The organism is Stutzerimonas stutzeri, from assembly GCF_038561965.1.
Lineage (GTDB): Bacteria > Pseudomonadota > Gammaproteobacteria > Pseudomonadales > Pseudomonadaceae > Stutzerimonas > Stutzerimonas stutzeri_AA.
Genome location: NZ_CP139348.1, coordinates 3,585,141 through 3,598,556, shown reverse-complemented (window position 1 = coordinate 3,598,556; position 13,416 = coordinate 3,585,141). Strand labels below are relative to the sequence as shown.

Annotated in this window: 14 protein-coding genes; 9 read left to right on the top strand and 5 right to left on the bottom strand. The window is 62.7% G+C overall.

What is annotated here, in order from left to right:
• Positions 1-12: 12 nt before the first annotated feature.
• Positions 13-639: a PilZ domain-containing protein gene (locus SM130_RS16525; protein ID WP_102824976.1), complete on the bottom strand. Its 627-nt coding sequence runs from the start codon at positions 637-639 to the stop codon at positions 13-15.
• Between the two features lie 228 nt (positions 640-867).
• Between SM130_RS16525 and SM130_RS16520 the strand changes: the two genes are divergently transcribed.
• Complete coding sequence (locus SM130_RS16520) at positions 868-1,320, top strand: flavodoxin (protein ID WP_102824977.1); 453 nt, start codon at positions 868-870, stop codon at positions 1,318-1,320.
• Between the two features lie 104 nt (positions 1,321-1,424).
• Entirely contained in the window at positions 1,425-2,201 is a 777-nt protein-coding gene (locus SM130_RS16515) for a class II aldolase/adducin family protein (protein WP_102824978.1), read from the top strand.
• Between the two features lie 15 nt (positions 2,202-2,216).
• Here SM130_RS16515 and SM130_RS16510 read toward each other — a convergent pair whose 3' ends face one another.
• From SM130_RS16510 to olsB, 3 genes are read right to left on the bottom strand one after another with little or no spacing between them, the layout of a single operon-like run.
• Positions 2,217-2,789: an ACP phosphodiesterase gene (locus SM130_RS16510; RefSeq protein WP_102824979.1), complete on the bottom strand. Its 573-nt coding sequence runs from the start codon at positions 2,787-2,789 to the stop codon at positions 2,217-2,219.
• A gap of 34 nt (positions 2,790-2,823) precedes the next feature.
• Complete coding sequence (locus SM130_RS16505; RefSeq protein WP_102824980.1) at positions 2,824-3,597, bottom strand: lysophospholipid acyltransferase family protein; 774 nt, start codon at positions 3,595-3,597, stop codon at positions 2,824-2,826.
• Positions 3,598-4,344 carry an L-ornithine N(alpha)-acyltransferase gene (gene olsB, locus SM130_RS16500; protein ID WP_102824981.1) on the bottom strand — a complete coding sequence of 249 codons (747 nt, stop codon included), beginning with the start codon at positions 4,342-4,344 and terminating at the stop codon, positions 3,598-3,600.
• 183 nt (positions 4,345-4,527) lie between these two features.
• On the opposite strand from olsB, the gene SM130_RS16495 reads away from it, so the two are divergent.
• From SM130_RS16495 to SM130_RS16475, 5 genes are all read left to right on the top strand, one after another.
• On the top strand, positions 4,528-5,430 hold the full coding sequence (locus SM130_RS16495) for an acyl-CoA dehydrogenase (RefSeq protein ID WP_181019252.1): 903 nt from the start codon (positions 4,528-4,530) through the stop codon (positions 5,428-5,430).
• 290 nt (positions 5,431-5,720) lie between these two features.
• Positions 5,721-6,878, top strand: coding sequence for a phospholipase D-like domain-containing protein (locus SM130_RS16490; protein ID WP_181019260.1), 1,158 nt, complete (start codon positions 5,721-5,723; stop codon positions 6,876-6,878).
• 52 nt (positions 6,879-6,930) lie between these two features.
• Entirely contained in the window at positions 6,931-7,512 is a 582-nt protein-coding gene (locus tag SM130_RS16485) for a DJ-1/PfpI family protein (protein WP_102824983.1), read from the top strand.
• Between the two features lie 88 nt (positions 7,513-7,600).
• Entirely contained in the window at positions 7,601-7,822 is a 222-nt protein-coding gene (locus tag SM130_RS16480; RefSeq protein ID WP_102825415.1) for a VF530 family DNA-binding protein, read from the top strand.
• A gap of 148 nt (positions 7,823-7,970) precedes the next feature.
• Positions 7,971-9,536, top strand: coding sequence for a methyl-accepting chemotaxis protein (locus SM130_RS16475; RefSeq protein ID WP_102824984.1), 1,566 nt, complete (start codon positions 7,971-7,973; stop codon positions 9,534-9,536).
• Between the two features lie 57 nt (positions 9,537-9,593).
• Here SM130_RS16475 and SM130_RS16470 read toward each other — a convergent pair whose 3' ends face one another.
• A complete protein-coding gene (locus SM130_RS16470; RefSeq protein WP_102824985.1) occupies positions 9,594-11,117 on the bottom strand; it encodes a fumarate hydratase in 1,524 nt (507 codons plus the stop codon).
• 195 nt (positions 11,118-11,312) lie between these two features.
• On the opposite strand from SM130_RS16470, the gene SM130_RS16465 reads away from it, so the two are divergent.
• Positions 11,313-12,443, top strand: a complete 1,131-nt coding sequence (locus SM130_RS16465) for a GGDEF domain-containing protein (protein WP_102824986.1) — start codon at positions 11,313-11,315, stop codon at positions 12,441-12,443.
• Positions 12,436-13,386 carry an iron-sulfur-binding ferredoxin reductase gene (locus tag SM130_RS16460; RefSeq protein ID WP_102824987.1) on the top strand — a complete coding sequence of 317 codons (951 nt, stop codon included), beginning with the start codon at positions 12,436-12,438 and terminating at the stop codon, positions 13,384-13,386. Before SM130_RS16465 ends, SM130_RS16460 begins: the two co-directional genes overlap by 8 nt.
• The last annotated feature ends 30 nt before the right edge of the window (positions 13,387-13,416 follow it).

Sequence of the window (13,416 nt, the reverse complement as noted above, 5' to 3'; positions counted from 1 at the left end):
AGGCGTGGCAGCTTACACCAGATCGGCTGGCAGCTCAGGCTGCAAATCGGGATGCAGGCGTTGGTGCTGGCGGTAGAGAAAGGAGCGGATGCGTTCGGCGTCCTTTTCCTGGGTGTATTCCACTTCGTAGGCCGCCAGCCCGCCCTTCAGCTCGCGAACGCGATGGGCGTCGATTTCCAGCGGCGTGTCATCTGGCAGGGCTAGACGCAGGTGGAAATGCTTGGGCGGTTTGTGATGTTTGCCAGCATCAACCAGCAGGCCGTGGGGCGATAGCTCATGCACGCTGAGCGAGCTTTCGCCGCCATCGTTTTCCAACAGGGGAAGCGGCTCGTCCAGATGCAGGCGCCAGGCGCGGGTGGTCGGGCCGCGCTCGTAGATCACCGGTGGCGCCAGTTGCAGATCGAGGCTGTGCAGCTCATCTTCGCGGAGTTGGATCGGAAACGACATGCGGAATTCTTCGAATTCTGCATGTAACGACAGGTTGGCTCTTGCGGCCAGCTGCATCAGCAGCTCATTGGAATGCGCACCGCCATCCACCCGGAAGCCGGCTGCGCGCTCCGGCGCGTTGCCGCCGTTGCGCTGCATCAGCTTGCGTATGAAGGACAGTTCGTCTTTGCTGAGTATCGTATCTTCCGCCATGCGGACACCCTCGGAGGGAAAGTCCCCTCCACTTGGCGCTGCGGCAGAACCGCGTTGCGCTTGCGGCCGGAATGGCAGCGGTGGGGCAATCGGCCCTATGACAAGCCTGCGCGGCCGCAGTTCCGTGCGCGCCTGTTTTTCTGGACGTGCGGCATCGGCCGAAGGGCTGGAAGCCTCGGATGGCGGGATTGCGGCATAATGTGCGGCTTTGATTGCCCTGGAGCGCACATGAAAGTCGCCATTCTTTCCGCAAGCGTCTACGGCACTGCCGAAGATGTCGCCCGTCACGCCGAACACCAGCTGAAGACTGCCGGTTTCGATACCTGGCACGATCCTCGTGCGCAGCTGCAGCAGATTCTCGACTTTGCGCCAGAAGCGTTGCTGGTGGTGAGCTCCACCACCGGCATGGGGGAGCTGCCAGATAGCTTCATGCCGCTGTACTCGACCATTCGCGATCAATTCCCTGCCTGGAGCGGGCTGCCTGGCGGCGTCATCGCGCTGGGCGACGCCAGTTACGGCGACACGTTCTGTGGTGGTGGAGAACTGATTCGCGAGCTCTACGCCGAGCTGGGCGTACGTGAGGTGACTGAGATGCTGCGTCTGGACGCCAGCGAGACGGTCACCCCGGAAACCGATGCGGAGCCATGGCTGGAGGCCTTCGCCGCCGCCTTGCGCGCCTGACAGTGGCTCGCCAGGTCAGCGGCCTGGCTGCAAGGGCAACTGTCGGCGAGGGCAGCTCTGGCTAGAATCCCAGGCATCGTCACGACAATAAGAAGAGGTGCCTGATGACTGCGCTGCATACCTTGCCTTCACTGGAATCCCAGGTCAGCCCTGCCGAATGGCAGGCGCGGGTCGATCTGGCGGCCTGCTACAGGCTGGTCGCTCTGCATGGTTGGGATGATCTGATCTTCACGCATATCTCGGCCAAGATCCCCGACACCGATCATTTTCTGATCAATCCTTACGGGCTGATGTTTCACGAAATCACCGCTTCGAGCTTGGTCAAGGTCGACCTGGCCGGCAACAAGGTGATGGACAGCCCGTACGAGATCAATCCGGCTGGCTACACCATCCACAGTGCGGTGCATGAGGTACGGCACGACGTGGCCTGTGTCATGCACACCCATACCGCGGCTGGGGTGGCGGTCTCGGCGCAGCGGCAGGGCGTGTTGCCGATCAGCCAGCAGTCATTGTTCGTGCTGGCCAGCCTTTCGACTCATGGATATGAAGGTGTCGCGCTGAATCACGACGAGAAGGCGCGGCTACAGGTCGATCTGGGCGAAACCGGCTTCATGCTGTTGCACAACCATGGTCTGCTGACCTGCGGTGGCAGCGTCGCCGACACTTTTCTGATGATGTTCATCTTTCAGCGCGCCTGCGAAATTCAGGTCATGGCCCAGAGTGGCGGCGCCGAACTCATCGCGATTCCTGAGCAGATCCTGGCCGGTGCCAAGGCCATGGCGGCGGGCGTGACCCGCACCCGTTCGGGCATGGGCGGCGCGTTGGCGTGGCCAGGCCTGCTGCGCAAGCTGGATGCACAAAGTCCGGGCTATGCCCAGTAGAACGATGCGCTCGAGCTACATCGCCGACTTGGCGAAGCGTTGAAGCTGCGGATAGAAAAGACGGAAATCCTCAAGCAGCGGGTCGTAAAGCTGCTCCAGCTCTCCCAGCCCGCCGGCCAGGCCGTCCGGTCGGCTGAGGCGGTGGCTCATGTTCGCCAACACCGTGCCCAGTACTTCGAAATCCCGGTAGCTGCCCAACCAGTCGTGAGTTGCCATGTGCGGCGCGATAACGGCGAGCTTGCCAGGCAGCTCGGGTTCTTCGATCAGCGCCCGGTAGGCCCGTTGGGTAAACAGGTCCAGCGGTTCGCCGGAGTAGTCCGACCAGTGTGCCGCCAGGCAATGATCGAAGAACAGGTCGAGCAAGATCCCGGCATAGCGACGCCGTTCACTGGGGAAGCGGGCCTTGGCCTCCAGTACCAGCGGATGGCTGTCGGTGAAGGCGTCGATCTGTCGATGCAGGCGAATGCCGGCCTCGATCTGCGCCGGCCAGCGACCCTGCAGCGGACCTTTGACGAAATCGCCGTAAAGGCTGCCGAGCATGTCCGCCGGGTCAGGGCCGCCAAGATGAAGATGCGCGAGATAGTTCATGGGCGAAGCTTAGCGCAGCGTCGCTACCAGGTCGCTATGCAGCCTCTCTCGTTGGCTCTTGCGACTGGCTAAACAATACCTGCTCAATGGCCTGCTGCGCTTGCTCGGCAAGGGCTTTGCGGCTCAGCGAGGCGACAGGGATCGGGGCCAGCAGGTGGATATCCACTTCCGCCACGTTACTGGCCAGCAGCCTGCGTACGTGCATTGGTAGCTCGTCGTCACCGATGAAGGGGGCCAGGGTGTCGGGCTTGCCGTCACGCAGATAGCGGATCGCAACGGGTTGAATGGCGCAACCGGCTTCTATCGCGCAGGCGAACAGTCGAGGGTGGAAGGTTCGCATGCTGCTGCCATCAGTCGAGGTGCCCTCGGGGAAAATCAGCAGATGGCGGCCCCGCTGCAGGTGTCCGGCCAGTTCCTGGTTGATCAGCGCGGCATTGCCGCCACCGCGACGGATAAACAGTGTGCCAGCCTGTCGCGCGAGCCAGCCCAGTACGGGCCAGGCGCTGACTTCGGATTTGGCTAGAAATGACAGCGGTCGCAGCACGCCCAGCAGGGGGATGTCGCACCAGGAAACATGGTTGGCGACCCAGAGCATCGGTTGTGACGGCAACTCGCCAATCACTCGCACGCGAAAGGGCAACGCGGCGGCAAGGCGCGCCATGAGCCAGCGGGTCAGCCATTGTTTGCGCTCGAAAGACACATGCAGCGCGCAGCGCTCGCCGAGACCCAGTGCGGTTGCCACTAGCAGCCCCGCCAGGACGACCGCGCCCAGGCGCAGCAGGCGCCAGTACAGGCGCAACCGCATCATCTATACCGCAGCCTTGAAGTGACGGGCATAGCGCGGGCAAAGCTCCTCACGCTTGAGCAGGATGAAGACGTCGGCGACCTGGAAGTCGCGGTCCCAGCAGGGTTCGCCGCAGATCTTCGCGCCAAGGCGCATGTACGCCTTGAGCAGGGGCGGCAGTTGAGCCGTGACGTTGTCGGGAAGATCCAGTTCGGGCAGGGGTGTGCGCGGCTCCGCGTGCAGTAGCTCGGTACACAGATGGCTGTCGCGCAGGCGCTGCATGATCGCTCGAGCCTGGATGCCGCCGTCGCGCATGGAGATGCTGGCGCAACCCATCAGGTACCGATAACGGCCCTGGTTGAGCACTTCGGCCAATTCGCTCCATAGCACGGCGATCGTCGCGCCATTGCGATAGGCCGGCGCAACGCAGGTACGTCCTATCTCGAGCACGGGCTCGTCGATGTTCGCCAACCCGTGCAGGGCGAACTCCCCTTCGCTGTAGAAGCGGCCCAGCTGTCGTGCTGTCAGGTGGTCCAGCAGGCGTGTGGTGGCGACCAGCTCGCCGCTGGCCAGGTCGCGTACACCAATGTGCCGGCAGTGAATGTCGAAGTCATCCATGTCCAGTCCGAGCTCTGCACCTTGCAGCTGGGCGTCGAACTCACTGCTAAATACCCGATAGCGCAAAGCCTGGGCTTCGCGCAGGGCCGGTTCGCCTTCCAGGCGTTCGGCTCGTAGTTGACGCGTGCTGCGTGGATCGACGATGGCATTCATGCTCTGTCTCCTTGTCCGCCGTGGCTGTGGCGGGTTGGCGATGCAACACGAGCGTCTGGTTGTTATCGTTGGGCTCGAGTGTTTGGCTGGATCAGGCTAGGAGTAGGGCATGTCGCCGCTGTTACGATCGGATGATGGTTGGATGACGGTGGGCCTGCCGCCTGTGTTCGTGGAGCTCTGCAGATGAACATGCCGTGGAAACGACTGATCGGCCCGTTGCGCCCGGTCGCAGCGGAGTCGGGCCTGGCTGCCTGGTACGCAGGGGTGTGCGAGGGCGCCGGCACGAACGATCCCTTTTGCCTGGCTGTATATGGCGGTCGGCTGGCGGTAACCCCTGGGTTGGCTTTTCTCGGCGGCTATCAGGCCGCGTTGCGCGCCCTCTGGCCGGACGCCCCGCCAGGGCTCGGTGCGCTCTGCACGACCGAGCGGCGCAAATTGCGACCTGCGGACATGGCAACACGCTGGGATGACGGCAATCTGAGCGGCAGCAAGGATTTCGTTACGGCTGGCGAAGCGGTGCAGTGGTTGCTGGTGTCGGCGAGGGAAGAGGGCGCCGGGGAGTCACCGCGGCTCGGGCTGTTCGCCGTCGAGCCGGCCGCAAGGGGCGTTTCACTCACGGCTGGTCCCCAGTTGCCGATCGTGCCGGATATCGCCCATGGACGCTTGTGTCTCGAGCGGGCCTTGGGCGAACGCCTGCCCGGCGACGGTTGGAGCGACTACGTCAAACCCTTCCGCACCCACGAAGATCTTTACGTGCTGGCGGCGCTGACCGCCTGGCTCCATGGCGTAGCCCTGCAGGAACGCGGGCCGCGTAGCCTGATGCTGCGCCTATTGGGCATCCTCAGCGGGGCAGCCGAGGTAGCGCGACTGTCGGCGGACGAGCCCGCTGCTCACCTTTTGCTGGCGGCGTTGCTTGAGCAATTCGCGGCCCTGCAGCCCGACGTCGAAAGTGCATTGGCGGCTGGTGACGGCACCCACGCTGCGCTGTGGCAACGAGATCGTGCTGTGCTGGGGCTTGCCCGCGAAGCCCAGGCGCGGCGTTTGCAGCATGCCATCGCAGCGCTCGGGTTTGGCGATACGGCATGAATGCCGTCGAACCTGGCGCGAGGGCTTGGGAACTCTACCGTGCCGCGCCTGGCCTTATAGGGGCGCTGTTCGCGCGGCGTATAGCCGCTAGCTAAGACGTGCGCCGCTGCCTTGCCTTGCTGACGGGGCTGGGTAAGCTACCGCGGCGTTCGCCGCCGCGGATGGACGTGCCAGCTTGCCGTTGCGCCGCGCATGCCGACCGGAAAAAGGGATTTCATGTCATTTCGCTGTTTCTTTCATTCAACGCTTCATAGGCCTGCAACCGACTTTGCTCAGGGTGATGCGCCATGATGCTGGCCGGGTCGGTTTTCCCCTGGCGCAGCGACAACTGCTTTCGTCTATTGGTCGATGGGCCGCAGTTCTTCCCGGCGATGCTCGAGGCAATCGAGCGCGCCGAGCGCCGTGTCGATCTCGAACTCTATTTGGTGGAGGACGGGAACTGCCTCGACAGCCTGCTGGGGGCGCTGCTGGGTGCGGCGATGCGTGGCGTGCGGGTGCGTTGCCTGTTCGACGGCTTCGGTTGCCTGAAGATGAGCCAGGCCAATCGCGACCGCCTGCACCAGGCAGGTGTCGAGTTGCGCCTGTACAACCCGCTTTCGCTACGCCTGAAACTGCGCAATCTGCATCGTGACCACCGCAAGTTGCTGCTGGTAGATGGCGCCATCGGCTATGTCGGCGGCACTGGTGTCACCGACGAGTTCTGGAATCCGCGCGCGCCGGCCGTGCATTGGCATGAGGTTATGGTCGAGATGACCGGTCCGTTGCTGCAGGACTGGCAGGAGCTGTTCGACAACCAGTGGGAGCATTGCCTGAAGCGGCGAATCTGGCAGCTGCCCCTGCCGAACAGGTTGCCGCGCATACCGTTGCTGCCTGATGGCTCGGGGCTCGGGCGCGTCGCCTATGCAGCGGCTCGTCAGCACCGCGACATCCTCCTCAGCCTGTTGCGCAACCTGCGCCGTGCACAGGCGCGCATCTGGCTGGCCACGCCGTACTTCCTGCCCACTGGCAAGGTGCGGCGGGCGCTGATCCGCGCTGCGCGTCGCGGCGTTGACGTGCGTCTGCTGCTGACCAGCCGCAATACCGATCATCCGCCGGTGCGCTACGCCGGCCAGCGTTTCTACCCGCGCCTGCTGCGTGCCGGCGTGCGAATCCACGAATATCAGCCACACTTCTCGCACCTTAAAATGGTGCTGGTCGATGATTGGGTCAGTGTCGGTTCGTGCAATTTCGATCACTGGAACCTGCGCTGGAATCTGGAGGCCAACCTCGAGGCGATCGACGCCTCGCTGAGCACGCAGGTGCAGGCGTGTTTCGAGCGTGACTTTCAGAACAGCGTCGAAATCGATTTGGCCAGTTGGTATGCCCGGCCTCTGCATCTGCGGCTTTATCAGCGCATGTGGGGTTGGATGGATCGGTTACTGGTGAACATCTTCAATCGAGGCAGCTGAAGCTGTCGCGTATCGGAGCGAAGCTCCAAAACCGCGTAAGGAGGACGATCCAATGGCGGCAAAGAATATTCTGATGCTGGTAGGTGACTACGCCGAGGACTACGAGACCATGGTGCCGTTCCAGGCGCTGCAGATGGTTGGCCATCGCGTGCATGCCGTATGCCCGGACAAGAAGGCGGGCGATAGCGTGCGCACGGCGATTCACGATTTCGAAGGCGATCAGACCTACAGCGAAAAGCCGGGCCACAACTTTGCGTTGAACTTCGACTTCGCCGCAGTGCGCGCCGAGGACTACGACGCCCTGGTGATCCCTGGTGGTCGTGCGCCGGAGTACTTGCGCCTGAACGAGCAAGTGTTGGCGCTGGTACGTGCATTCGACGAAGCCAAGAAGCCGATCGCCGCCGTCTGTCACGGCGCCCAGCTGCTCGCTGCTGCCGGGGTACTCAAGGGGCGTGCCTGCAGTGCGTATCCCGCCTGTGCGCCGGAAGTAAAACTGGCCGGTGGCGACTACGTGGATATTCCGGTGGACCAGGCGCATACAGACGGCAATCTGGTCAGTGCTCCGGCATGGCCAGCGCATCCGGCGTGGCTGGCGGCATTCCTTGAGGTGCTCGGAACCCGCATCAGCCTGTAACATGGCTGCTGCATCAAAGGCCCGCTACGCAGTCTGCGCCGCGGGCCTTTTTCATCTGAGAGGCGCCGTCCTCGAGTGCGTGAGTATCATGACCCAAGCAAAAGATCCTCTTCACGGCGTGACGCTGGAGGCCATCCTTGTCGACCTGCATTCACGCTTTGGCTGGGACGGTCTCGCCGAGCGGGTCGATGTCCGCTGCTTCAGCAATGACCCGAGCATCAAATCGAGCCTGAAGTTCCTGCGCAAAACGCCCTGGGCCAGGGCGAAAGTAGAAGCGCTCTATATTCAGGAGCAACGCTGCGGTCAGTAGCGCGTCTGCATAAGCTCGGTTCCGTTCGGCTGATTATTCCGCCTCCTGCTCAAGTTCGCTCTGCTTTGTCCGACTTCTTGTAACAGAGTGATTCGTCCTGACCGGCGAGTCCCATTTTTTGGCGGATCGCGATCATGGAGATCAGGCGATGAGAAACAACGGGCCGGTAAGCAACATCGAGCGAACCTTTCCGGCAAATCAGCGACTGATTTCTGCGACCGACACCCAGGGCAAAATCCTTTATTGCAACGATGAGTTTGTCGCGATCAGTGGCTACTCCCGAGCGGAGCTGACCGGAAGCGACCACAATGTGGTGCGCCATCCGGACATGCCACCCGCGGTCTTCGAGGCCATGTGGCGCTATTTGAAGGCTGGCAAGAGCTGGATGGGCGTGGTCAAGAACCGTTGCAAGAACGGTGATTTCTACTGGGTAAGCGCCTACGTCACACCCATTTTCGACAACGGCAAGCTGACCGGCTTCGAGTCGGTTCGGGTCAAGCCGACTGCCGAGCAGGTCACCCAGGCTAGTGCGCTGTACGAGCGCTTGCGTGCCGGTCGCCCGGCAGTCTCGTTGAGCCGCAAGGTCCAGGGCTGGGCACGCGTACTGGCTATGCCGATGGGCGCAGCGGCGCTGGCGGCTGGCGGCCTGTTTTGGTTGCCACCGGCTGCGGAAGCGGTGGTCGTGCTCGGTTTGTTCTTTGCCCTGGGGCTCAGCTGCCACTATGCCGCTGAACGGCAGATGCTGCGGATACTGCAGCGGGCGCCCGAGGCGTTTACCGACTCGGTGGTTGCGCTCACCTACACTCAACAGCACGGCAATGCCGCGCGACTGGAAATGGCACTGGTCAGTGAAGATGCACGTTTGCGTACCGCACTGACGCGTCTTTCTGATCTGGCCGGGCAGGTCGCAAGCGCTTCGGCCGAGACATACTCGCTGGCCAGCCAGACCGAGAATGACTTGCGCCATCAGCGCGGCGAAACGGATATGACGGCCACTGCGGTGACTCAGATGACCGCATCCATTACTGAAGTGGCTGGCCACGTTCAACACACGGCCGAGGAAGCCACCACGGCGAATGCACTGGCAGACGACGGCGACCGGGTCGCTGCCAGCTCCCGCAAGGCGATGGAGATGCTGGCCGGGACTGTCACCAACATCGGCAACGCGGTAAACGAACTGGCGGGTGAAACCCAACAGATCATGTCCGCTGCCGGCATGATTCAGAGCATCGCCGAGCAGACCAATTTGCTGGCGCTCAATGCTGCCATCGAGGCGGCGCGAGCCGGCGAGCAGGGCAGGGGTTTCGCAGTGGTTGCCGACGAGGTCCGAGCCCTGGCGAGCAAAACCCGAGACTCGACGCAGCAAATCCAGGCCATCATCCAGTCGTTGACCAGCAAAGCGGACGACGCCGTGGCGATTGCTCAGGTGGGTAACAAGGAGGCCGCGCAAGGTTTGGCCCAGGTCGTCGGCGCGCAGCAGGCGCTGCAGGGCATTCGCGAAGCAGTCAACCGCATCACCGGCATGAGCCAGCAGATGGCGGCTGCGGCCGAGGAGCAGGCTCATGTAGCCGAAGATATCGCTCGCCAGGTCACCAGTATCGCGGTGACCACTGACAGCAACGTCAGCAAGGCGGACCTGACCATGCAGCGTGGCCGCGATCTGGAATGCGCAGCGCATGGCCTTCGGGCATTGGTCGAGCGCTTCAACCGCTGAATTGCACGCAACAAAAAGCCCGGCACTGAGGCCGGGCTTTTGTTTTCGACGTGCCGCTTACTGCACTTCGACCGCCAGGCTTTCGGCGATCTTCTGCTGCCAGATCGCCGGGCCGGTGATGTGTACCGACTCGCCGTTGGTATCGACGGCAACGGTGACCGGCATGTCCTTCACTTCGAACTCATAGATCGCTTCCATGCCCAGTTCGGCGAAGGCCAGCACCTTGGACTTCTTGATCGCCTGGGCGACCAGATAGGCCGCGCCGCCAACCGCCATCAGGTAGACGGCCTTGTTGTCCTTGATCGCCTCGATGGCGATCGGGCCGCGCTCGGACTTGCCGATCATGCCCAGCAGACCAGTGCTTTCCAGGATCTGACGGGTGAACTTGTCCATACGTGTGGCTGTAGTCGGGCCAGCAGGGCCAACCACTTCGTCACCGACCGGATCGACCGGGCCGACGTAGTAAATGAAACGGCCCTTGAGGTCGACCGGCAGCTCTTCGCCCTTGTTCAGCATGTCGACCATGCGCTTGTGCGCAGCGTCGCGGCCGGTGAGCATCTTGCCGTTAAGCAACACGGTTTCGCCCGGCTTCCAGCTCTGCACTTCTTCTGGAGTGATGGTATCGAGATTGACGCGACGCGCGCTCGGGCCGGCTTCCCAGACGATTTCCGGGTAGGCATCCAGCGGCGGCGGGGTCAGCTCGGCCGGGCCGGAACCGTCGAGCACGAAGTGCGCGTGACGGGTGGCGGCGCAGTTGGGGATCATGCACACCGGCAGTGAGGCGGCGTGGGTTGGGTAATCCATGATCTTCACGTCGAGCACGGTGGTCAGACCGCCCAGCCCCTGAGCGCCGATGCCGAGCTGGTTGACCTTCTCGAACAGCTCCAGACGCATTTCTTCGATGCGGTTCTGCGGGCCACGGGCCTTGAGTTCATGGATGTCGATGGACTCCATCAGCACTTCCTTGGCCATCACCGCGGCTTTTTCAGCTGTGCCGCCAATGCCGATACCGAGCATGCCTGGCGGGCACCAGCCAGCACCCATGGTCGGAACGGTCTTCAATACCCAGTCGACGATGGAGTCGGACGGGTTGAGCATGGCCATCTTCGACTTGTTCTCGGAGCCGCCGCCCTTGGCCGCGACGTCCACTTCTACCTTGTCGCCGGGCACGATGGAGTAGTGGATGACTGCTGGCGTATTGTCTTTGGTGTTCTTCCGGGAACCTGCGGGGTCGGCCAGGATCGAAGCACGCAGCACGTTCTCCGGCAGATTGTAGGCGCGGCGTACGCCCTCGTTGATCATGTCGTCCAGGCTCATGGTCGCGCCGTCCCAGCGCACGTCCATGCCTACGCGGACGAAGACGGTGACGATGCCGGTGTCCTGACAGATCGGGCGGTGGCCAGTGGCGCACATGCGCGAGTTGATCAGGATCTGCGCCATGGAGTCGCGGGCAGCCGGGGACTCTTCACGCAGGTAGGCTTCGTGCATCGCCTGGATGAAATCCACGGGATGGTAGTACGAAATGAATTGCAAAGCGTCGGCGACGCTTTGAATCAGGTCGTCTTGCTTGATCACGGTCATGCAGCGCGTCCTCATGGCGGGGCGGTAAGAGGCGCGTCGGGAGTGGCAGTCGACGCGCCGCGAAAAAATGCGGCGCAGTATAACGCGTCAAGCTGCGCGGTACACGGATGGACCAGGAGCGATGGGAATGCCGGCTAGGTTTTTGTTTTCGGTAAGCGTAGAGTGCGGCAAATTGCCACAATGGGAAGGATCCCTATGAGTGCGATGCGAGACGAAACCGATATGCGAGCGTTGCAGCAGTTGGTTACGCGGCGGTTCGCATTGGCCTCGGTGACTTACGGGTTGGCGTTGGTGCTGACCTGGGTAGCCGTGGCGGGTGGCTTCTACCGGGCTTCGGTCACCAGTGCTGTGATGCATTCGGCGCTGATCGTTGTCAGCCAACTGCTGTTCTTCTGGCTGTTTCATCGCGGAATCAACCTGCGCTCGAAGGACCCCAGCCTGACCGAGCCTCAGGTACTGCTGGGGTTGATCTGGCTGACATCCTTTCTGTTCAACCTGGGCAGCGCGCGTGGTTCGCTGCTGGTGCTTTACCTGCTCGTGCTGATGTTTGCTGTGTTCCTCCCACCCAAGGTGTTCATTCGCTACGCCGCGCTGGCTTTCGTCAGTTTCGTTGGCATGGCTGCGCTGGACTACCTCTTGCAGCGCCCGGTGGAAACCGACGTCTTCTTGCTTCAAGCCAGTGTGTTGCTGGTGACGCTGATCTGGATGTGTCTGTTTGCCGGACATGTGTACCGCTTGCGTCAGCGCATGCGCCAGCGGCGCTTCGCCCTGCAGGCGCATCAGGACACGCTGCGTGGGATGATGCGTCAGCTCGAAGATCTGGCTTCCACCGACGAGTTGACTGGCCTGTATAACCGGCGGCGTTTTCTGCGTATCGCCGAGGGCGACCTGAGCCGCTTGCGCAGGGGTCATCAATCGGGCCTTGCTCTGATCGACCTGGACCATTTCAAGCGCATCAACGATATCCATGGGCACGCTATCGGCGACCGGGTGTTGCAGACTTTCGCCAGTGTGGCCAGATCCTGCCTGCGTGATGACGATGTGCTGGCCCGCTACGGCGGTGAGGAATTCGTATTGCTGCTACCCAATACCGACGCCGAGCAATTCTCCGCCTGCTGCGAACGCCTGCGTGAAGCGTTCGCCAACGCCAAACCGGAGGACACAAACATCGCAGCCGGCCATCTCAGCTTGTCGATCGGCCTGACGCTGCTCAATGCCGGGGACGATCTGGATGCTGCATTGCAGCGGGCCGACGAAGCGCTTTACCGCGCCAAGCGTGCCGGGCGTAATCGCTGTGAGCCGGCATGGGTTACCAGCGATGCCTGAGCTGCACTGTGCGGGTCAACGCTGGATGGTTGCGCCCGAAACGAACCTGCTCGATGCCTTGATCGGTGCGGGTTCGCCAGTGCCGTACAGCTGCCGTGCCGGTAGCTGCCATGCCTGTCTGGTGCGCTGTGTAGAGGGTGAGCCGCACGACCTCCAGCCGGATCTGTTGTCGCCCGAACAGCGGGCGGCGGGCTGGCGACTGGCCTGCCAGTGCCGTGTCGATGGCGACCTTGGCGTGCAGGTCTTCGATCCTCGCCGCGATGGGCAGGCAGCGCGTGTCGAGAGCGTGCAGTGGCTGAACAGCAACGTGCTGCGGCTGCGTCTGTTGCCGGAGCGGCCGCTGCGCTATCGCGCTGGGCAGCATCTACTGTTGTGGACCGCAGCCGGTATCGCTCGGCCCTATTCGCTGGCCAGCCTGCCCGGTGATGACCCATGGTTGGAGTTCCACGTCGACTGCAGTCGCCCCGGCGCTTTCTGCGATGCCGCTCGACAGCTGCGCCCAGGCGATGCGTTGCAGCTGGGTGACTTGCATGGCGGTGCACTGCATTACGAACCGGACTGGTCCGAGCGGCCCTTGCTGCTGCTGGCGGCTGGAACCGGATTGGCGCCTTTGTGGGGGCTGCTGCGCGAGAGCTTGCGGCAGGGTCATAGCGGGGCTATCAGGCTGTTGCATGTCTGTAGCGATGGCCACTACCTGCGCGGGCCGCTGCAGGAGCTGGCAAGCAGGCATGCAAACCTGCAGTTGGAATGGATCGATACCGGCGAGCGTGACAACGCTTTGCGCACGCTGAAACCAGCCGCGCGACAGGAGATAGCCCTGCTGTGCGGTGGTCCGGTATTCGTCGAGACGAGTGCTCGGCAGCTGTTTCTCGCAGGGTTGCCGCGCAGGCAGATATTCAGCGATGCGTTCATTGGCGCGAGTCCTTCGCCGCAGTCGCGCTAACCGCAGAAAGCACGAGGCCGGCATAAGCCG

Coding starts and splice junctions, on each gene's coding strand:
- SM130_RS16480 (WP_102825415.1), top strand. CDS start 7,601: ATGACCCAAGCAAAAGATCCTCTTCACGGCGTGACGCTGGAGGCCATC.
- SM130_RS16490 (WP_181019260.1), top strand. CDS start 5,721: ATGCTGGCCGGGTCGGTTTTCCCCTGGCGCAGCGACAACTGCTTTCGT.
- SM130_RS16520 (WP_102824977.1), top strand. CDS start 868: ATGAAAGTCGCCATTCTTTCCGCAAGCGTCTACGGCACTGCCGAAGAT.
- SM130_RS16495 (WP_181019252.1), top strand. CDS start 4,528: ATGAACATGCCGTGGAAACGACTGATCGGCCCGTTGCGCCCGGTCGCA.
- SM130_RS16510 (WP_102824979.1), bottom strand. CDS start 2,789: ATGAACTATCTCGCGCATCTTCATCTTGGCGGCCCTGACCCGGCGGAC.
- SM130_RS16475 (WP_102824984.1), top strand. CDS start 7,971: ATGAGAAACAACGGGCCGGTAAGCAACATCGAGCGAACCTTTCCGGCA.
- SM130_RS16465 (WP_102824986.1), top strand. CDS start 11,313: ATGAGTGCGATGCGAGACGAAACCGATATGCGAGCGTTGCAGCAGTTG.
- SM130_RS16525 (WP_102824976.1), bottom strand. CDS start 639: ATGGCGGAAGATACGATACTCAGCAAAGACGAACTGTCCTTCATACGC.
- SM130_RS16470 (WP_102824985.1), bottom strand. CDS start 11,117: ATGACCGTGATCAAGCAAGACGACCTGATTCAAAGCGTCGCCGACGCT.
- SM130_RS16515 (WP_102824978.1), top strand. CDS start 1,425: ATGACTGCGCTGCATACCTTGCCTTCACTGGAATCCCAGGTCAGCCCT.
- SM130_RS16505 (WP_102824980.1), bottom strand. CDS start 3,597: ATGATGCGGTTGCGCCTGTACTGGCGCCTGCTGCGCCTGGGCGCGGTC.
- SM130_RS16485 (WP_102824983.1), top strand. CDS start 6,931: ATGGCGGCAAAGAATATTCTGATGCTGGTAGGTGACTACGCCGAGGAC.
- SM130_RS16460 (WP_102824987.1), top strand. CDS start 12,436: ATGCCTGAGCTGCACTGTGCGGGTCAACGCTGGATGGTTGCGCCCGAA.
- olsB (WP_102824981.1), bottom strand. CDS start 4,344: ATGAATGCCATCGTCGATCCACGCAGCACGCGTCAACTACGAGCCGAA.